Origin of the sequence: uncultured Actinomyces sp. (assembly GCA_900541895.1) — a bacterium.
In the GTDB taxonomy this organism is placed as follows: Bacteria; Actinomycetota; Actinomycetes; order Actinomycetales; family Actinomycetaceae; genus Pauljensenia.
Genome location: UWSI01000002.1, coordinates 46372 through 66283, shown reverse-complemented (window position 1 = coordinate 66283; position 19912 = coordinate 46372). Strand labels below are relative to the sequence as shown.

General features: G+C 56.0%; 14 protein-coding genes. 3 read left to right on the top strand and 11 right to left on the bottom strand.

Annotation, left to right across the window (positions count from 1 at the left end):
- Window positions 1-3 precede the first annotated feature (3 nt).
- A complete protein-coding gene (locus tag QZR18_RS01165) occupies window positions 4-1011 on the bottom strand; it encodes a carbohydrate ABC transporter permease (RefSeq protein WP_295910064.1) in 1008 nt (335 codons plus the stop codon).
- A 147-nt stretch (window positions 1012-1158) separates the two neighbouring features.
- Here QZR18_RS01165 and QZR18_RS01160 point away from each other — a divergent pair, with 147 nt between their 5' ends.
- Together QZR18_RS01160 and QZR18_RS01155 are read left to right on the top strand one after the other, a co-directional pair.
- A complete protein-coding gene (locus tag QZR18_RS01160; protein ID WP_178706064.1) occupies window positions 1159-2856 on the top strand; it encodes a DUF4832 domain-containing protein in 1698 nt (565 codons plus the stop codon).
- Window positions 2857-2970: 114 nt separating this feature from the next.
- Entirely contained in the window at window positions 2971-4131 is a 1161-nt protein-coding gene (locus QZR18_RS01155) for an ROK family transcriptional regulator (RefSeq protein WP_178706066.1), read from the top strand.
- 62 nt (window positions 4132-4193) lie between these two features.
- On the opposite strand, the gene QZR18_RS01150 is transcribed toward QZR18_RS01155, so the two are convergent.
- Both QZR18_RS01150 and QZR18_RS01145 read right to left on the bottom strand, forming a co-directional pair.
- The gene (locus tag QZR18_RS01150; protein ID WP_178706069.1) at window positions 4194-5375 is read right to left on the bottom strand and encodes a Gfo/Idh/MocA family protein; all 1182 of its coding nucleotides are present in this window, start codon (window positions 5373-5375) and stop codon (window positions 4194-4196) included.
- A 131-nt stretch (window positions 5376-5506) separates the two neighbouring features.
- The gene (locus QZR18_RS01145; RefSeq protein WP_178706072.1) at window positions 5507-6223 is read right to left on the bottom strand and encodes a class I SAM-dependent methyltransferase; all 717 of its coding nucleotides are present in this window, start codon (window positions 6221-6223) and stop codon (window positions 5507-5509) included.
- 74 nt (window positions 6224-6297) lie between these two features.
- Here QZR18_RS01145 and QZR18_RS01140 point away from each other — a divergent pair, with 74 nt between their 5' ends.
- Window positions 6298-7590, top strand: a complete 1293-nt coding sequence (locus QZR18_RS01140; protein WP_295910058.1) for an isochorismate synthase MenF — start codon at window positions 6298-6300, stop codon at window positions 7588-7590.
- A gap of 1 nt (window position 7591) precedes the next feature.
- On the opposite strand, the gene QZR18_RS01135 is transcribed toward QZR18_RS01140, so the two are convergent.
- The 8 genes from QZR18_RS01135 to gnpA form a co-directional block, all read right to left on the bottom strand.
- Complete coding sequence (locus QZR18_RS01135) at window positions 7592-9025, bottom strand: S1C family serine protease (protein WP_178706075.1); 1434 nt, start codon at window positions 9023-9025, stop codon at window positions 7592-7594.
- 44 nt (window positions 9026-9069) lie between these two features.
- Complete coding sequence (gene menD, locus QZR18_RS01130; RefSeq protein ID WP_178706078.1) at window positions 9070-10794, bottom strand: 2-succinyl-5-enolpyruvyl-6-hydroxy-3-cyclohexene-1-carboxylic-acid synthase; 1725 nt, start codon at window positions 10792-10794, stop codon at window positions 9070-9072.
- Between the two features lie 23 nt (window positions 10795-10817).
- Complete coding sequence (locus QZR18_RS01125) at window positions 10818-11879, bottom strand: o-succinylbenzoate synthase (RefSeq protein WP_178706081.1); 1062 nt, start codon at window positions 11877-11879, stop codon at window positions 10818-10820.
- 10 nt (window positions 11880-11889) lie between these two features.
- Window positions 11890-14049 carry a beta-galactosidase gene (locus QZR18_RS01120; protein WP_178706084.1) on the bottom strand — a complete coding sequence of 720 codons (2160 nt, stop codon included), beginning with the start codon at window positions 14047-14049 and terminating at the stop codon, window positions 11890-11892.
- 46 nt (window positions 14050-14095) lie between these two features.
- Complete coding sequence (locus QZR18_RS01115; RefSeq protein ID WP_178706087.1) at window positions 14096-15004, bottom strand: carbohydrate ABC transporter permease; 909 nt, start codon at window positions 15002-15004, stop codon at window positions 14096-14098.
- On the bottom strand, window positions 15001-15933 hold the full coding sequence (locus QZR18_RS01110) for a carbohydrate ABC transporter permease (protein ID WP_178706090.1): 933 nt from the start codon (window positions 15931-15933) through the stop codon (window positions 15001-15003). Before QZR18_RS01110 ends, QZR18_RS01115 begins: the two co-directional genes overlap by 4 nt.
- A gap of 98 nt (window positions 15934-16031) precedes the next feature.
- The gene (locus tag QZR18_RS01105) at window positions 16032-17354 is read right to left on the bottom strand and encodes an extracellular solute-binding protein (protein WP_366494424.1); all 1323 of its coding nucleotides are present in this window, start codon (window positions 17352-17354) and stop codon (window positions 16032-16034) included.
- Between the two features lie 155 nt (window positions 17355-17509).
- Window positions 17510-19804, bottom strand: a complete 2295-nt coding sequence (gnpA, locus tag QZR18_RS01100; RefSeq protein WP_178706096.1) for a 1,3-beta-galactosyl-N-acetylhexosamine phosphorylase — start codon at window positions 19802-19804, stop codon at window positions 17510-17512.
- Window positions 19805-19912 lie beyond the last annotated feature (108 nt).

Genomic DNA, 19912 nt, shown 5'->3' with positions numbered 1-19912 from the left:
CCCTTAGGCCAGATCCGATGAGCCGGCGCGCATGAGGCGCAATTGGATTGCGGTGAAGATTGCCAAGACGACAACCAAGAGCATTGCGACGGCGGAGGCGTAGCCCATCTTCAGGAAGGTGAAGCCCTGCTGGTAGATGTAGTAGTAAATGACGCGAACTGCGGGAATTGGGTGTCCGGCGTAACCGATCTGAACCGTATCGAAGATCTGGAAGGATCCAATCAGACCCATGACGAGGACCAGAACCAAAACAGGACGCAGAAGCGGAAGCGTAATTCCGAAGAACATTCGTGTCTCACCAGCGCCATCTAGCGACGCACTTTCATAGAGTTCACCGGGGATCTGCAGCATGCCTGCGTATAAAAGCAGTGCGGTGTATCCGGTGTAGGCCCAGATATTAATTCCGGCAACGATCGGCATTGCTGCGTTGGCGTTGAAGAAAGTCACGCCATCAACACCAACCGTTGAAAGTAGGTGGGTAACAAAACCGATATTTGAATCGAGGAGCCATCCCCAGATCAGTGCGATGGCGACATTGGGAACCAGCCACGGCAAGAGCAAGAGCGAGCGAACCCAGGTTGCGCGAGCAAATCGCTGCATGAGTGCTGCAAGAAGCAATCCGAGGAAAGTCTGTCCCACGATGTTGTACAGCGCGTAAGCAATGGTGACTTTGAAGGCGTTCCAGACTTCCTTATCCGCAATTGCCTTGCTGTAGTTGTCCAGGCCAACCCAGTTGGCCTCGCCGATCAGGTTGAAGTCTGTGAATGAGTACCACAGGCCCCGAAGTGCCGGGTAGACGTAGAAGATGAAGAATCCGATGAAGGTTGGAATGAGGAAGATAGCTGCTGCCCGGCGATCATCGCGACGCTTGAGCATACGAGTTCCAGCCGCATCTGCGCTCGAGCGCAGACCCTGCTTCTTGCCTGCCAGCTGCGCTCCCTGTTGCGCGCTGGTTTTCTGCGAATCAGAACCGGTCCCTGTCCGGTCTTCCGCAAGTGTGGGGCTCTTCATTGAGTACACCTCCATTGCTGTGACAGGCACTAATTAAACACCTTGAACAAAGTTTGTCAAGACCATTGACAAAGCTGATCCTGCTCTGCTTCACTACTTGTCACGAGCTCAATGACAGAGCTCAATCGCCCGAAAGGACTCTCGACGATGAGAAAAACACCAGCTTTTCTTCTCTCAGGCGCACTCGCGACGGCACTGACGATTGCCGCCCTGCCGGCCACGGCCTCGGACGCAGGAAATGGGGAATGGACGCAACTCAAGAGCGCCCCGGCCCCCGTTTCCAACCCTCTCAAGGGTTTCTTCCCCTTCGCGCCCGACGATGGAAGCGAGTTGCCTGCCGCAGAAGGCGCGCTTCCCTACACGATGGAATGGACTTACTTCCCCGTCAGTGACGTTGTCACCGCAAAGGGCGTCTACGACTGGAGCAAGGTCGACAAGATGCTCGACGCCATCGCCTCCCGCGGACACCAGGCAGTATTCCGTTTCTACCTGGACTACCCCACCAGGAAGTCCGGAGTTCCGCAGTATCTCATCGATGAAGGAATCAACACTTCCCGCACCTACACGGTCTTTGATAACAATCGCGTATCATTCTCGCCCGACTACAACGACCCCCGTATTCAGGAAATGATGCTTGACTTCGTCAAGGCACTGGGCGAAAAGTATGACGGCGATGCGCGCGTGGGTTATCTGACCGCCGGACTCATTGGTTTCTGGGGAGAAGACCACACGTGGCCCATGAACGGCGAAGTGAGCGCAGACAACCCCAAGGGTGAAAACTGGATGCCCAGCGACGAATTCCGTGCCAAGCTGGTTGCCGCATGGGACAGCGCGTTCAACGACACCCACATTCTGTACCGCCTTCCCACCGAGGCAACGAAAGCCCACCACATGGGCTACCACGATGACTCTTTCGCCTACTCAACCCTTGACAATGTTGACTGGCACTTCATGGCACACATGAAGAATCAGGGCGAGGACAAGGCATGGCAGAACGTTCCGATCGGTGGCGAGGTTTACCCGCCATTGCAGACCTGCATCTTCTCTCAGCCTTTAAACTGCCCGGGCGCAGAAGCAGAAAAGGCACAGGGCCGTAATTTCGACATGATTGAGTCCATCAAGGCCACTCATGCCACCTGGCTCATCAACCACAAGGCTTTCCTTGTCGGATACAAGGGCGCAGACCTAGAGCGAGCAAAGGAAGCAAATGCTCTCATGGGTTACACCCTTAGCGCGAAGAAAGCCCGGACAACTGTGAAGGATTCCTCCGTCACCGTCGAAGCAGAGATCGCCAACACCGGCCTCGCCCCCTTCTACGCAAATTGGCCGATTGAGGTCGCGCTGGTGAACAGCAAGGGAGAGAAGGTCGTTTCCAAGACCATTGAGTCCCCGCTTCCCTCCGTTGAGCCCGGATCGTCAACGATTGTCGAGGCCACGCTTGACCTGAGCAGTGGCGCTGGAGAACGCTCCTCCCAGGCAGCTACCGCCCCCGTAAGCGGAGATCTCAGCGCAGTCCTACGGGTTGTCAATCCGCTGCCCAATGGTGCACCTGTAGCCTTTGCAAACGAAGCAATGGGCACAACCCTTCCCGGCTACCTGAGCTTGGGAACGGTGTCTTTGGAAAGCTCGCTTCCGGCTCAGCCTTCCACACCGAAGGGCAATGACTCGAACACACCCGGCACTTCCACTGAAGCCAAGGTAGCTAGCGCCTCTTCTGAAAAGAAGAGTGCGCAAGCCCCCAAGACGAAGCTGGCGCGTACCGGCACCGTCGGTGGCACTGTCCTTGCAATCGCAGCGGGCGCGCTTGGGCTTGGAGCCCTTCTGATTCGCCGCACGCGCGCCTGATAGGCGTCGCAACTGTCGAATATTCAGAATTATTCGACTCGCCTATCAGCGTAGGCTCAGGATTTCCCTCCTGGGCCTACGCTGAATTGGTCTCATCCCAACGAAGAGAGAGCCATGACTCAAACCTACGGCCCCGACCGCATCCGGGAAATGAATTCCCTCGCGGTGCTCGCGTACCTGCGCGCTATTGAGGACACAACCTCCTCTCAAATTGCTGCCGCAACGGGCCTCTCACGCACTTCGGTCAATGCAACGATCACTGATCTTGAGCGTTTGGGATGGGTCCAATCCCTACCACCGACCTCACCTCCTACCGGGCGCCCCGCAAAGCGCTACCGTTTCCGCTCAGAGTCGGGTTTCGTCTTGGGTATCGATATCGGGGCAAACCGAATCGCAACCTCCTTGACCGATCTATGCGGTGAAGAAAAGTGCTCAGAAGAAACCGAACTGGCTCCTTCGTCGGCTGCGCCAAGGCGAATGGAAGCTGTTCAGCACACCATTTCCCACACTCTTGAGAAAAACCCGTCCTACCGCGACGGCCTGGCACTGATTTCGGTCGCAGTTACCGGCCCCGTTGACGAGGCCGGAAGAATGCCTTTCGGCGGTCCTCTTCCCGGTTGGGAGAGCGTGCCAATGGTCCAAGAGCTTCAGGCATGTTACAAACGCCCAGTTACCGTTGAGAATGACTGTAAATGCGCTCTGGATGCAGAGTCACACCTCGGTCAGGCGCAAGATGTTTCTTCTGCCGTCTACATCATGGCCGGTACACGAATTGGCGCATCCTTCATGATCGACGGAAAGGTCTGTCGGGGCTCTGCCGGTGCAGCCGGAGAAATCGGTGCACTCCCCCATCTCAATTGGTACAAAACGCCCGCACATTTCTTCACACACTCGCAGCTTCCTGCTGACCTCTCTCATCGCACAGCAGCACGGTGGGTGTGCGACCGGATGAGAGATGGCGACGCAGAAGCAACGCGAATTGTCAAAGAATTCGCGCGAGACCTTGCCCTTGGAGCAGCGGCCTTGATTCTGACGATTGACCCAGAAGTTCTCATCCTTGGCGGAGGTATCTCGGCATCCGCGGATCTGTGGAAGGATGAATTTTCTTCACGTCTCGAAGAACTCACGATCCACATGCCCGAAATCCGCGTCTCTCAGCTCGGCGGACGCGGGGTGGTCCAAGGTGCTGTATGCCGCGGAATCGACCAAATTACAGCCCACGCGTGCGGAGAGCAATTGCTCCCCGCATCGGAAGTTATTCAGATCGTCTCCTAAATTGATCGTGTCCTAAAAGATTGGGGGGTGGCCGCAGCCACCCCCCACTTTTCACCTGAGTCTCAGGCTCCTCGATCCTGGTTATTCTCGAAGTACCTCGTCAATTCAGGACTGACACGCGGAACATCAAAGGGAACAGAACCCTCACGCAGTGACTTGGTGGCCAGCACTCCCGCAGCAACGGCCTCGCGAGCCCCCAGCGGCGTCGTATCGGTCCGATCACCCTTGGCAACAAAGCGCAGGAACTCGTCCATCGTTGCGACATCGGCATCATCGTGTCCGCCAGCATCACCCTTAATGGGGATCTCGATATCGCCAGTGGGCTCCCATCCACTGCGGTGCTTCCATACGCGAACAACCCCACCTTCACCATCACCGAAGTTTTCCGCTCGGCCTTCGGTTCCAATCACGGTGTAGTTACGCCAGTAATCGGGAGTGAAGTGACACTGTTCGTAGGAAATCAGAGTGCCAGAAGCCTGCCTCATCATGAGCATGGAGACGTCCTCGACATCAATCACGGGATTAAGACCGGTAAGAGACGCGGGCGGCCAGTTATCGAAAGAGAACCAGTCACTCATGACCGCATCAGACTTCTGCCCGCTGCGATCAGTGAGCTTTCCGTAGAGCATGAGATCTCCCATGCCAACGACACGCTCGGGGACGGAATCAGACAGCCAGTTCATGACATCAATGTCATGGGCGGCTTTCTGGAGCAGCAGCCCAGTTGTTCGACTGCGATCTGCATGCCAATCCTTGAAGTAATAGTCACCACCATTGCCCACGAAGTGACGGCACCAAATTGCTCGGACCTCACCGATCAGACCATCTTGGACAACTTGACGCAGAATGCGCACAACCGCCATGTGTCGCATGTTGTGCCCAACATAGAGGGCAGTCTTGGTCCTATACGCGGTTTCAAGAACGCGATCAGCACCCTCAATAGTGATCGCAATCGGCTTTTCCAGATAAACCGCAACCCCAGCTTCCAAGAGCGCACAGGTGATGTCTTCGTGAGTGTCATCAGGGCTGGTAACAATTGCGCAATCAATACCCAGTTCCAGCAGTTCATCGAGGGTCTCAAACCACGGGTAATCACCCAAAACTTCTGTCGCGCGCTGGCGCATCGCAGGATTGGGATCGCATCCTCCAACCAGTTCTGCAGGAATCGTGGCTTTGTGGCAATTTTCGGCAATGACGCACCGTGCGCCCAAACCAATCACGCCAACACGTAGGGGTGCAGACATTTTTAGCTCCATTCAGGGGTCATCTTTGACACCCCTATTATGCGCCCTCTACCCCCACTTATGCAAAGGTCTTGACAAAGTCCCCAAGTATGAAGCTCCAGCTCCTCACTTGAGCAAAAACCAGCGAAACTTCAGTGCTTCACAGCGCGATGAAGAGCCACGATCCCACCCGTCAGGTAACGGTATTGGACGTCACTCCACCCGGCCTCGGCAATCAAGCTTGCAACTTCGGGAGCATCGGGCCACTCGCGAATCGACTCCGCCAAGTAGTCATAGGCAACGTCATCGGAAGAAGCCAGGCGCGCAACCAGCGGCATCACATACTGGAGGTGCAATGAATAACCCGCACGCAGCGGCGCAGAGGTCGGCGTCGAAAATTCGCAGACAACCAGTCGCCCGCCCGGGCGCACAACGCGAGCCATCTCCTCCAGCGCACGCTTGGGATCTGGAACATTTCGCAGACCGTAGGAAATGGTCACCGCATCGAAAGACTGATCTTCAAAAGGAAGATCCATCGCATCGCCTTGGATGAATTCGATATCGGGGTGACGATTGCGTCCCACCTCAATCATGCCTGCAGAAAGATCACAGGCGACAACGCGCGCACCGCTGCGCGCGATTTGCGCGGATGAGGCACCCGTACCAGCCGCAAGGTCCAAAATCCGATCCGAGGGCTTCGGTGCCAGCGCCTTCGTTAAAGCCTTCAGCCAGATAAAATTCATCCCGCCGCTGAGCAGCGCATTCATCACGTCGTAACGCGAAGAGACATCATCAAACATTGCGGCCACTTGATCTTGAGACTTACCAAGGTCTGCTCGACGCTGCTGGGAGGCGGTCTGTTCACTCATATGCATATTTTCCCATTTACACGCCACATCGGCACGCTTAAGTGGAAGCGCACACAAGGCACTAGCATGGAAACATGCCCTCCGGACACTTTTCATCGATCCCCACCCTGTACTGCTGGGTTGAGCGCATCGATCCTTCCTCTCCTCAGGGGCATCTTCCATTGACTTCTTTCCTCCCCACCTCTGGACTTTGCGCGTGGATTCGCGACGAGGCCATGGTCGGCTGGGGGCAGGCGTGGCGTTGGCAGCGAGGGAAGGACCGCCCTCCCCTTGTCGAGGCCGGGGAGAACGCTGCGATTACCGAAGCGGCGCGAGTGTGGGATTTAGTTCGAGAGAAAGCACAGATCCACTGGGCTGAAGGCACGCGCGATGCGTGGGGTTCTGATTCACCCGTCCTTCCGATTGCTTTTGCATCCTGCGCTTTTGAGGACGACGGGGAACGTGTTTTAGTTGTGCCCACTTTCCTCATCATCACCCGTGGTTCGACACGTTTCTTGGTGACGAGTTCAATCGATTCGCGTGACAAGCCTGTTTTTGATGCCGAGATTATCGATCACCAACTCCCGCCTGCCGAAACGCTCAATATTGGCCCAGGTGCCATGAGCGAGGAAGCTTGGTGCGGCGCGGTTGATGAAATCATTAATGCCCTTCGCAACGAAGAGGTCGGAAAAGTTGTCATGGCTCGCGACATGACGATCATCTCCGACTTTCCTTTCGATCAGGCTGCTTTGGTTGAGCATCTGCATCAGCGCTACCCCCAAACCTGGACCTTCGCCGTTGCAGGATTAATTGGTGCAACTCCAGAAATGCTGGTCTCCCTTCACCAGGGAAAGCTCCATTCGCGCGTTCTTGCAGGAAGCAGCAAACCCGAGGATGCGGATTCGCTCCCGCTGTCGTTAAAAGATCGTTCTGAACATCTCTTTGCAGTCGAGTCCGTCGTGGCCGCACTCCTTTCTGCGGCGCAGGATGTGCAAGCACCTGCACGTCCTAATGTGCTGATTCTTCCCAATATTGCCCACCTCAGTTCTGATGTATACGCAACTTTCCCGCAGGGAAGCGTTCTTGATGCGGTGGCACAACTGCATCCCACTGCCGCAGTGTGTGGAACTCCAACTGATGATGCGCTGGATCTCATCCACGCCTACGAACGCACGGAGCGCGAGCGTTATTCGGGCCCGGTTGGCTGGATTGACGGTGCGGGAAATGGGGAATTCGGCATTGCCCTACGTTGTGGCCAATTAGAGAACAACGACCGCACCTTGAGAATCTTCGCCGGCTGCGGAATCATGCCAGATTCATCATCCCGCAGAGAATTGGAGGAGACCCAGACCAAGATGCGGCCGTTGCTCGAGGTTTTAAACCTTTAACTCAGTGTTCTGACTGAAGCGTGACTTTTGCAGTGTTTTCTACGCCATCACGCACGTAAGTGACGCTCACCTCTTGGCCGCCCGTGTAGCGACGGACATAACCGACCAAGGACTGCGCCGAGGTGACAGTGTTCCCATCAATCTTGGTAATGACATCCCCGGCTTTCAACCCTGCAACTTCAGCTCCAGACCCCTGGCTCACACCGGAAATCTGCGCACCCGCACGGGTGTCGTTGCCTACTCGCGCGGCACCGGTACTGACCGTAACGCCCAATCGAGCATGATCAACTGTTCCGTTTTGAATGAGCTGATTAACAACCGAAACGACCAAGTCAGAAGGAATCGCGAATCCCAGACCGATCGATCCCGCTTCAGAGTTCGACGATGAGGAGAGCGATGCAATAGACGAGTTGATGCCGATCACTTGGCCGTGTTCATTAAATAGCGGTCCACCGGAGTTACCGGGGTTGATCGAGGCGTCAACCTGGATGGCATTCGTTGTGATCGATTGACTCTGGTTACCCTGCTGCTGAAGCTGACCGAAGGGATCCTTTGAGTTGTCCTGGTTTTGGGATTCCGAGGCCTGCACCTGAACAGGACGATTGAGAGCAGAGACAATACCCGTTGTCACCGTATTCGAGAGCCCAAGCGGCGAACCTATGGCCATTACGGGCTGGCCAACCTTTAGATCAGAGGACTGCCCGAACTGTGCAGCAACAAGATCCGAAGGCGGATTTACCAAACGGATCACCGCAAGGTCAGTGCTCTTATCTGTACCAACAATCTTTGCTTCGTAGATCCTGCCATCAGTGAGTGTGACTTGAATCCGTCCGCTTCCATCAGCAACCGAGGAAATGACATGGTAGTTGGTGACGATATTTCCAGAGGAATCGACGATCGCACCCGAGCCAATTCCCGAGGAGTTCTGAGCCGAAACAGAAATAGTGACGACAGCGGGAGACACGGTTTGCGCGACGTTCTCCCAATCGACTGCAGTTCCAGCGGAATTAGTCTGAGCCGGTGCGGAGGTCTGACTGACCAGAGGGGTTGTCACCGAAGAATGCAGGTTTTGTCCAATGACTAGGGTGCCTCCAATGGCCAGGCCTGCCGTGCAGGCCATCGCCAGCACAAGCGCTCCCCAGCCGGGTCCGCGCCTCGGGCTATGCGTCTCAAGAAGAGTGGGGACCGGGCCTGCCGGAACTCCAGTTGGGGTTTCACCTTCTGCCGAGCCCTCGGATGCAGGGGGCTGAGCAGAAGCAGGAGTATATGCTGCTTCACTTTCAGAAGTGGCGGGAGTTACTGCAGGCAGCGGCACAGTTTCGTGCTGCATCGGCACAGACGCGCCGCCCTCTTGCGAGGCCGATTGCTGGGCGGGTTCTTGCGCGTCAGGTTGAAAGCGCGCATCACCTTGAGGAGTGGTTTCTTCCGGATTCATGACCAACCCATCTCATTTCGTTATCAAATCGTTACATTAGCATCCTACAACGACCGCAAAAATGCAATATCTTCGGTCGGCCGAGGGATAGAGAGGTGCAGCACTTCTAATCCTTCAGTCTCCGTATTCAAAATCGCTCGAAGCTCGGACATTGAACTCACGCGACGAATCTTCGCTCCATATGCCGCGGCAAGCGCACTGATATCAGTACGCTGAGCGACTCCGAAATAGCGTTCATACACCGTCTGAGAAGCGCGCTGACCATGCTCCAAACTCTTAAATATCGAGCCGCCCTGATCATCCAGGACAATGATCCGACAGCGAGGAAATTCCTCTCCAAGAGGCATTCCCATCCCAGAGGCATCATGCAAGAAAGTTAAGTCCCCCATTACGGCATGAACCGTTGGCGGGCATTCAGATGTTTCTTCCAATAGGCGCGCCCAACCAAGAGCAGTCGACACATTTCCATCAATTCCCGCAAGGCCTCGGCTCGACCACACCTGCTGGGGACAACGGTGATCGCTTTCAGAATTCCCCTGCGGATCGTAACCTTGACGGCCGGCAATAAGATCCGCAACTCTGATGGGATTCGATGCGCCAAGGAAAATATGAGAGCACTCTTGCCATACGGCATCAAGAACACCAATTTCACTAAGCTCATCACCATAGGAATTGATCAGTTCATCAACCCCACGTGCCACCGATTGAGCACGCGCAGATAAGTCTTGACACAAAGAATTTTGGATGGCTGCATTCACGCGATCAGATCCGGTGAGAGACGAAACAACACAGCTTGCCTTGCCATGCAGATCCGTCCACGCCGCATGGGGAGAGACGATGATGACACGCTTATTGGAAGCCAAGAGCTTCTGGATCGGACGCGACAATGTTGGACGTCCGGTGACAACAATTTGACCGATTCGTGCGACAACATCTGAATCCGCGCACAGAGTCTGCTGGAAGGGGATGAGGACTTCAGTGCTCACACCGGTAACCATGGGCTCGGCAAAAACCGGCACCCGCGAGCGCTCAGCCCAGCGCAGCACCGAGTCCTGTGCGCCATGACCGGCAATCACAACCGTTGCAAGATCGGGCTTGAGGGCATTCTCCGCACTCGGTTCACGCACAATCTGGGACGGGTAGACCTCGACTCCCCCGCCGCAATTCTCCCTCAGCTGAGCGCTTTGAAGAGGCTCGGCCTCGTCGCAGGGCGTAAGCGGATCACGGAAGGCGCAGTTAAAGTGGATTGGACCTGGAGTGCCGGAGGGACGACCAGCGGCAGCTGCAAGTGCACGCGCAACACGGCCAGGAACACTGGCCAATTCAGCGGTGTCCGACGAAAAATCCCATTCGTCCACGACTTGGTCGGAAAAAATTCCCTGCTGAGTCATGGTTTGGGATGCTCCAACGCCATGCAATTCAGCGGGACGGTCCGCGCTAATAGCAACGAGAGGAAGATGAGAATAAAACGCCTCGCTCATCGCAGGATAAAGATGCGTGACGGCACTTCCCGAGGTGGTAATCACGCAGGCACGTGCGGCGGGGGAACCACTGCCTTCCCCGAGCGTGAGTCCAAGGGCAAAAAACGCAGCCGAACGTTCATCGAGGCGAATGTGCACACGGATTGGGTTCTCATTCAACGAGTCATACCGCGCAAGCGCATAGGCAAAGGGCGCATTTCGCGATCCGGGACAGTACACAAAATCGTGAATTCCACCGGCAATCAGGGAATCAATGATGCACTCAGCCAAAGCTTGTGAGGGGTACATACTCCTACTTCTATTCTTGATCTTTAACGGTGGGATGCCATTGCATTTAGCCGATTCACCCAGGATTCACAGAGCTGAGAATCGGGTGCTGAGGGCGTGATCAGGCTTTCGTTCACGGCTAGATCAGTTGGAATCATATGTCCATCAACTATACGCACTGGGGAAACCGCCGTATCGCCGCTCAATAGCGAGGCCGTGCCCAGACCGCATGCGCGTGGTTCCTGATCTAGAGCGCAGGCCACCCGAGCCGCGTAATCCAAACCAAAACTGGTTTCCAAGGCCGAAGAGATCACCAAAGGCATGGGCAGTTCCTCGGCCAACTGGAGAACTGCACCCGCCCCTCCCAGAGGTTCAACTTTGATAACGGCTACGTCAGCCGCTTCAAGCCGAGCAACCTTGAGCGGGTCTTCCGCGCGGCGAATCGATTCATCGGCTGCAAGAGGAACCTCTTGTTTGCGCCGCAGCCACGCAAGGTCTTCAACGGCCATGCAGGGCTGTTCAACATACTCCAGGCCACCCGCGGCTTGGGCTGCGCGATTCAGACGCACAATCCATGTCAGAGCAGTTTCTCTGTCCCAAGCACCATTGGCATCAACACGCACCTTCGCAGACGAGGCGTGCAATTCAACCAGAGCCTCAGCGACGGCCTCGACACGCTGGCAATCGCGCTCAAGGTCAGAACGTGTATCGGCAACCTTAACTTTTGCAGTCGCACAACCCGGATGATCAAATACTCGCTTGCGCGCATCTTCGGCCGAAATCACCGGAATTGTCACGTTGAGCGGCACTTTTTCGCGCCGAGGCCTGGGCGGCGCTACTCGGGCAGCTTCCAATGCGCTAGCAAGCCAGGTAGAGGATTCCCGCGGGTCGTAATCCCAGAAAGGTGCACATTCTCCCCACCCGTATTCACCGTGTAGAAGAAGGCCTTCACGCACCTCGATATTACGAAAACGCAGGCGCATCGGAATTGAGTAGACCAGCAGACGATCGATGCCCTCGAGAACCACTCGGGTCTTAGTGGCAAGCGAATCCACACAAAGTTCGTGGAGGCGAACAGCTGAAGAGGCGCTGCCGATATCCCCCACGGGCCTTCTCCTATCGTTCAATAACCATTGCTGATCGCGGAGCAAGAAGAACATGTCCCGTACACTCAGCTCCACTGAGAAGATCTTGGCCCACAATCCCAGCGAGTTCAACCGCACGATCAGAGTGGTTGAGAATGAAGAGGAAGCCTTCACGTTGTTGAGCTTCCACACCTTCGGGAAGGTCTGGGACCACAGGGCGAATTCGCGTGTAGGTCGTCCACAAGCGCAGCAGGACCGAACGAGTCAGCGCGTCAAAGTCCACAGCTGCATACCAGACACTTCCGCGGCCAACTTTCCTGCGGGTAAGCGCAGGCAGACCGGCAAGGTCGAGGCCACCACCTCGGCCATCAAAGTATCCAACGCACTCAGGCCCGCCCTCCAAGGTGGAATCCCCGGGAATCTGCCACTGCAAACCGGCAGCGGGGGCAATCTTTTCAGCCCAGCGACCACTGCGCAGGTCCGTCGCCGCTCCCCCAAGAAGGTCCGCGGTTCGTTTGAGGGCCTCGTTATCGGTATCGATCCCGCACCAATCACAGGCCGCCGGGGTACTTACTGCGGAAGAAATCCGGTTCGCGGCCTTCTCGCGCGCATCATACACACGCCCCTGGCTGGGACCGGTGAGTGTTGAATGCTCCAGAACCCGCACCCCTGCAAGATCAGAAAGGGAGCCGAGGTATCCGCCGAGAATTGCCCCAAGCTGGGAATCAACAACACCGCTTGGCGCGGTAATGACAATGTGTGCTCCGCGTTCAGCTGCCGCGTGCAAAGCCTGAGTCATCTGCGGGTAGTCAACGAAAAGCGCGGGAAGAATGATGAGATCGTAAGAGCTGAAATCATTGTCGACACCCACAACATCAGTAGCGATTCCCGCTTCCCACAAGCTTTGATGCCAAGACTTAGCGGGCGCGAAGTTCCCCCACGAATCTGCGGGATTTTCAGAACTAATCGGACCGATCGCATAGCGCCGCGCCCATTCGCTCTCCCAGTCAATGACAACTGCAGCGCGTGAGCTCATGCGAGTCCCCGTAATGGGCGCCAGAGACTTTAGAGCTTGGCCGGTGCTCACAACATCCGTCCAAATTGGTGAATCTTCGCCAGAGTGCGGCACCATCCCTGCATGGAAGGTTTCCGATCCCCTAGCGGATTGCCGCCACTGGAATTGGAGGATTCCATCCGCTCCGTGAGCGAGCCTTGCGATCGTCCACAAAAGGAACTGTCCCGGGCGCTTGGGAGAGTTTTGGGGTCGCCACTGCACCGCACCGGGGCTCTGTTCCATCAAGAGCCAGGGAGCGCCGTTGCCGAGGCCGCGCATGACATCGCCCTGCCAAGCAATGTCGTGTGCAGCCTGAGGATCTGCGGGGTCTGGGTAAGAATCATCGGCGATGATGTCACACAGCGGTGCCCACTTGCGGTAATCAAGAAGCGGGAAGGCCCCCATAAAATTCGTCGTAATAGGACGGTCCGAATAGCGACGAATCACCTCTCGTTCACGTTCCATCTGGGAACGCAGAGCGTAGTCACTAAAGCGACGCCAATCCAGCATCTGCCCGGGGTTGTAGAAGGTGGGCATTGCACGGGGAGGCTGGATTTCTTGGATGTCCCTATAGGTTTGGGACCAAAATGCAGTTCCCCAGGCTTGATTGATCGCCTGAATATCCCCGTATTTCTCCACTAGCCAGCGTCGAAATGCCGCAGCGGACTCATCGTCGAAACTCTCTGCCGTGTGACAGGCGTATTCGTTCGAAATGTGCCACATGACCACGCCGGGATGGTCGCTAAAACGGCGCGCCATGGCCTCGGTCAACTCACAAGCTTTGCGGCAAAAAAGCTCGCTTGAGGGGTTGTACTGCTGGCGCGAGCCAAATCCTAAACGCACGCCTCGAGAGTCAACGGGAAGGGTTTGGGGGTAGCGTTGAGCCATCCACACCGGAGGGGAAGCGGTCCCATTGGCCAGGTCCACGCCAATTCCAGCGCTGTGGAGCTGATCAATGAGATCCGCCAACCACTCCAGATCGTAGTGGCCTTCTTCGGGTTCAAGAGATGCCCAGGAAAAGATCCCAAGGGAGATCAGATTGACGCCGGCACGGACCATGCGTTCGATATCGTCTCGGTTAGTTTCCTTATCCCACTGTTCGGGGTTCCAATCGCCACCGTAGGCAATCGTCTCCATTAACCTATCCTTCCCAGCACCTCGTGGTGGCTCAACAGCGGGCTAACTATCCCTTCACAGAACCGGCAGCCAGACCTGATTGCCAGTACTTCTGCAGGCCAAGGAATAGTACGATGAGCGGCAAAACACCCAAGAGTGCGCCCAGCATTACTGCGCCCTTTTGGGGAGCGAAGTAGCTCATCATGCCATACAAGCCCAAAGTGACAGGCTTGAGTTCAGGCGTCGAGACCATCATCAAGGGAAGCAGGAAGTTATTCCAGGTTGCCACGAAGATGAAGAGGAAGATTGTCACCATTGCCGGGGCGAGCAGGCGAAGAACAATCGTGAAGAACACGCGCGCTTCGGATGCTCCGTCGATGCGGGCAGCCTCGATGAGTTCTGTCGGGACAGAAGATTCTGCGTAGACACGGCCGAGGAAGACACCGAAGGGAGAGACACAGCTAGGGATCAGGATTGCCCACACAGTGTCTGTCAACCCAAGGTTATGGAAGACAACGTAAAGCGGGATGGTGAGCAGAGCGACGGGCATCAGCAGTCCGGCCATAATCAAAGCCATAGAGACATTACGTCCCGGGAAAACAAACTTTGCCATCGCGTATCCAGCGGCAACCGAGATCAGGGTTCCAATGACGCCAGCAGTCGTTGAGTAGAAGAGGGAGTTGAGCACCCAGCGCCAGAAGAGGCCTTGAGTCCAGCCCATAAGCTTCGTGTAGTTGTCCGCCAGCTCAAAGTGACCAAACCAGAAGCCATTAGTAGAAACGAGATCTGCGTTCGACTTCGTTGCCGAGAACATCACCCAGATGATCGGCAGGATGAAGTAAAGCATGGTGAAGGTCAGAGCAACGATAGTGACGATTCGAGCGACCTTCGAGGGTGCGAGTGAACGCGGAGGCATTCCCTCGAGAGAGGGTGTGTACTGGCGTCCATCGGGCAGCGTGCGCATAGTGGTACTCATCGGACGGTCTTCCTTTGCAAGAGCGCGTAGATCACGGCAAGTCCGCCAGCAACCAGTGCCATCACGATTGAGATTGCCGAGGCCGGGCCATCGCCACCGGGCGAGATAGTTCCGAACATGGTGCTGTAGGCCATCATCATCGGCGTGTAGGCATAGCCCATCCACCCATTTGCAGACTGCATAACTGCGGGTTCATTGAAGAGCTGAATTGTGCCGATGATGGAAAGAAGAACCGCCAGGAGGGCAGCTCCGGAGACCATGGGGATCTTAATTTGGCGCACAATCTGCCACGAGGAAGCGCCGTCGAGACGTGCGGCCTCGTACAGCTCATGGGGCACTGCTTGCAGCGCTGCCAGGAAGATCAGCATGTTGTAACCGGTGTAGGTCCACGTCGTCATATTTGCCATCGAGGCCAGGATTGGTGCTCCAGGAGCCATGAAGTCGACATGGATTCCAAGGGAATCAAAGAACTTAACGATCGGGGAAAGCTCAGGGGTGTAGATGTAGAGCCAGACCATTGCGGCAACGATGCCGGGGATTGCAAATGGCAGGAAGTAGCTCAGTCGGAAGAAACCGACCCGACGAATCAGGAATGAGTCCAAAACAAGAGCCAGAACAAGAGCCGAGATAATCATGATCGGGATCTGGAAGGCCGCGTAAACAACGACTCGCCCCATGCCGGACCAGAAATCACCCGAAGCAATGACCATAGCGAAGTTGTCGAGGCCAACAAACTGGTTGGTGAGTTCGCCGCCGCCGTACAGGCCTCCGCCACTTGCGACCTGACGGAAGAAGGACTGGTAGATTGCCACACAAATCGGAACGGCAAAAACCAAGAGGAACATAATGAAGAATGGGGCCATGAAGGCCCATCCGGTACGCGCATCGTGCCGTTCTCTGATGCGCCGGTTTTGAATGTCTGACTGCATGTATCAATCACCCTCGATTGCTGGCAGATTGTGGACTTTAAACACGGTAGGGGTGTGGTTCCTCAGCGGAGAAACCACACCCCCTCCGCGATTAGCGCTTACTCAGCGACGGGAAGGTTTCCGTCCTTGAGCGCCTTCACGGACTGCGTCTGAGCAGCCTTGAAGATGTCGATCACCTTGCCGGAGCCATCACCAGCTGCGGTTGCAGCCTTGGTCATGGGATCGGTGAGGGTCGAGAAGTAGGGGATGTACGGGAAGTCGGGGGCCAGGTTGGCGTTTGCCTTCGACAGTTCAGCGAAGACATCCTGTCCACCATAGAATTCCTTGACCGAATCCGGGGTCTTCATGGTGCCGGTGGTGGTTGCGACGACCAAACCCTGCGAGACCAAAGCGTCAACCTGGGTGTTCAGCCAGTTGTTGAACTCCATGGCGCCCTTGGGGTTCGCGCATCCCTTCATGACTGCAACGCCGGAACCGCCGTTGGGGCCGGTCAACGCGCCCTTGCCGAAGTCAGGGAGCTGAGCAACTGCCCATTGACCCTTGTTGTCGGTCTTCTCCAGATCAGCGGAGATGAGCGGTGCTTCCCATGCGGCACCGATGCTGCCGATCAGGGTCTTGTCGGTCAGAGCCTTAGTGAAGGAATCTCCCCAGCGCTCGGCGACGAGAGTGGTCTTGTCGTCGAGCATCGACTGCCAGAAGTCTGCCACGGTCTTGGCGGACGCATCGTCGATCTTGACGGTCCACTTATCGTTTTCAGCCTTGTACCAAACACCGCCTGCTGCAGCTGCCTGAGCGGACAGGCTATAGCGCGACTCGTCAGCCTCGAAAGCAGAGATGTACTTGCCTTTTGCAGCTGCGGTCTTGGCAGCGGCCTTGAACTCTTCGAGGTTGGTGGGAACCTTGATTCCCAGCTTCTCGAACTCAGCCTTGTTGTAGTAGTAAACAAGCGGGCCGGTGTCCTGGGGCAGGCCGTAGTACTTGCCACCCACGCCAACCTGCGAGAAGGCGCCAGCGGAGTAGTTGGCCTTGTACTGGGTCGCGTACTGTGTCACATCCTCCAGCAGGCCCTTGGTGAACATCTCGGGGATTTCTGCATAGCCCAGCTGTGCCAAGCAAGGTCCGGAACCGGCCTTGACGTCGGTCTCGAGCTTCTTGATCATTTCGTTGGCCTTGCCATCAAACTTGACCGCCTGGACCTGAGTGTCAGGGTGCTCCTTGTTCCACTGCTCAACCAGCGACGAGACCTTTGTCATTCCTTCACCATCGGGCAGACGGTGCATGTATGTGATGGTTGCGCCCTTATCAGCAGATGCCGAAGAGCTTGCGGCGCTGTCAGTCTTCGCGCCCGAACCCGAGCACGCAGTCAGACCCATCGCAGCAACTGACATGAGCGCAACAACGCTCATGGAGCGGCGTGACATGTGCATGTTATTCCCTCTCCGTTGTGGGATATCTATAAAGTTGACACCTCTTGTCAGCTTTACCTATTGCTTTCTTATGCTATCACGGTGATGGTATCTGATCACAGATTGACATGTGAGAATGCAATTATATGGTCACGATTTAATAACTAGCCTTAATCTTCTTTCTTCCACTGAGTCCAACGTCCTTCGCCGGGAGCCAGATCCACGGTGCGTTCCAGACTAAAGCCAGTAATGACGCTCGAAGACGGAGCATCAGAATCATTGTAAATAAAAGCAAGTTGCGATTTTGGATACCAAGCAACCTCAACATCAGGATTGGATGACGCAAGGACACAATCCCACTGATCTTCTCGGTGCGCTGCCCACATAATCGCGCGGTGCAGAAGCCGGCTATTGACAGTCGACCAGGTCAGTCCAGCAAGGTAAACACCCCTACCTGAGCAGAAATCATGTGCAGAGGCACGCACGCTCCCCCGCTCCATCACAAGCACAGAAGTGTCAGGATCTGTCACTACGACATCTCCGGGGTCTTCACCGAAAACAAAGTCTCCATCCAGGTCAGCAGTAATGAAATGTTCTGGCACAATCTCGTCATAGCGATCCTTAGACAGAGACCATGAGATTTCTTGATCCACACCCAAGACGTCCGCGAGCGCAAAGATGCTTCCGCGGCAGATGCCTCCTCTGTCCGCTTGCCCTTGAGTTCCCAACGAGGCCGTGGGCTGGCCGACCCCAATAAAACCGCCGCCGCGGGCGACAAAGCGACGCAGGGTATCTTGCAGTCGCAAGTCCTCCCAGACTTCCCCTCCGGAGAAGGCCGTATTCGCAGCGCCTGCGTTGATAACCACGTCGACATCCTTCAAAGAGGAATCTCCCCCATCGATGACCTCATCGAAAGATACGAAACGCACGTCAAAAGGAAGTCCTGCAAGGGCTTCAATAACCCCCAAGTAGGTATGGATCTGCTTGTACCACAGGGCATGGGCAACCATATGGGTCTGCCACGTGCGCAACTTTCCCCACGCATTCAAAACGGCAACACGTACGGGTGCACACGCTGGCTTTTCCCCGCCCGTGGCCTCGTGAAGGGAACGGAACTCCGCAAGAATCTCCTCCACGCGGTCAATGAACTCGGGGAACTTGAGCGCCAGGGAAAGGTAGCCGCCATAGCCCATACGGTCCAGGGGACTACGAACGATTGCGCGACGAGCGGTGCGCCACGACCCGTTCGCTTCTCCCAGGGGATCTCCGCCCTCACGGAAGACATCGGGGAAGAAGTAGGGAAGGAAGCGCCCCTCGGTGTAGCGCACACCGGGAATATCGGAGATCATGCGGCAGGTTGCTGCCGAACCGACGGATCCAACAACCGCATCCATCTTGATCGAAGGGAAGTAGGGTCCGTAGGGTTCCATACCGATCCAGTTGTCGCCAAGGAACATCATGGCTTCGCGGCCTTCATCATGGACCTTGCGAACCAGTTCTCCCGCCTTTTGGGCCACTCGCTTGGAAGTGAAGTCAATCCAATCCCGGAACACACGTGTTGGCGTGCGGAAGGGGCAGTTATACCAGCCACCATCCACGAAATCCTCGGGAGTGAGCGCGTAGCCGTATTCCTTTTCAAACTCTTCCATCGCCGGGATCGACACCGAGGCCGAGTATCCAAACCAGTCGACGTAGCGTTCGCGGCCTCGGGAATCAAAGGCCAAGGTGAAGTGGTAGAAGAAGGTCGTAAAACGAACCACGTCCACTTGAGGGTTGGCCTGAAGCCAGATCGCCAAGGCGTCCTTCACGTGTTCCCAGGTCCGCGGGAATGCCACATCGAAGGGACGCTCCTTCACGCGGCCTTCTTCAAGCGCCCAGTCATTCGTCAAATAGTTGTACATCTGGGTGGAATCCCACATCTGTACGGCAAAGAAGCTCACGGTGTACACATGGAAGGGAATGGGCTCGTGAATCGTCACCACCGCACTCGAAGCAGTAGGCGGTAGCTCTCCAACGATCGGCACGGGATCAACGATGGGTGAAGGCTCAACCTCCTGAACGCTCCACTCCGAGGGATCCAAAGCCTGCCCACTGGTCCGATCAATGACCTGCCACCAACGGGAGGTGTCGCATTGAGTATCAGGACGGAATTGCGCTTGGAACCATCCCTCCATGACATTGATACTCAAAGGCCCGCTTTCTGGCGCCGTATGAGGGTTTGACGAAAGGTATTGGTGAATGCGCTCGCCTTCGCTCTGATCCGCCCACTCTTCATCACCACGCGCAGGGAAATACGTGGAGTACACCTTGGCAAATGCTCGGTCGACCCACTCAGGAAGTTCTGTTCCATCGGAATTTCGCACTGCGTCCGCGCCAAGGCGTTCAACAAGAGCGCGCACTTCGGCATCGATTCCACGCTCAATTGGAAGGGTAAGACGACCTGGCTTGGTCGATTTGTCAGTCATTGTCACTCCGATGTGTTGATTTCAGCGTCATTGCAAAGAGGTAGACAACTTCGGGTACTTATCCAGCTAGTCCTAAGTTATTTCCTTCTTGGTACGATAGTACAAGCA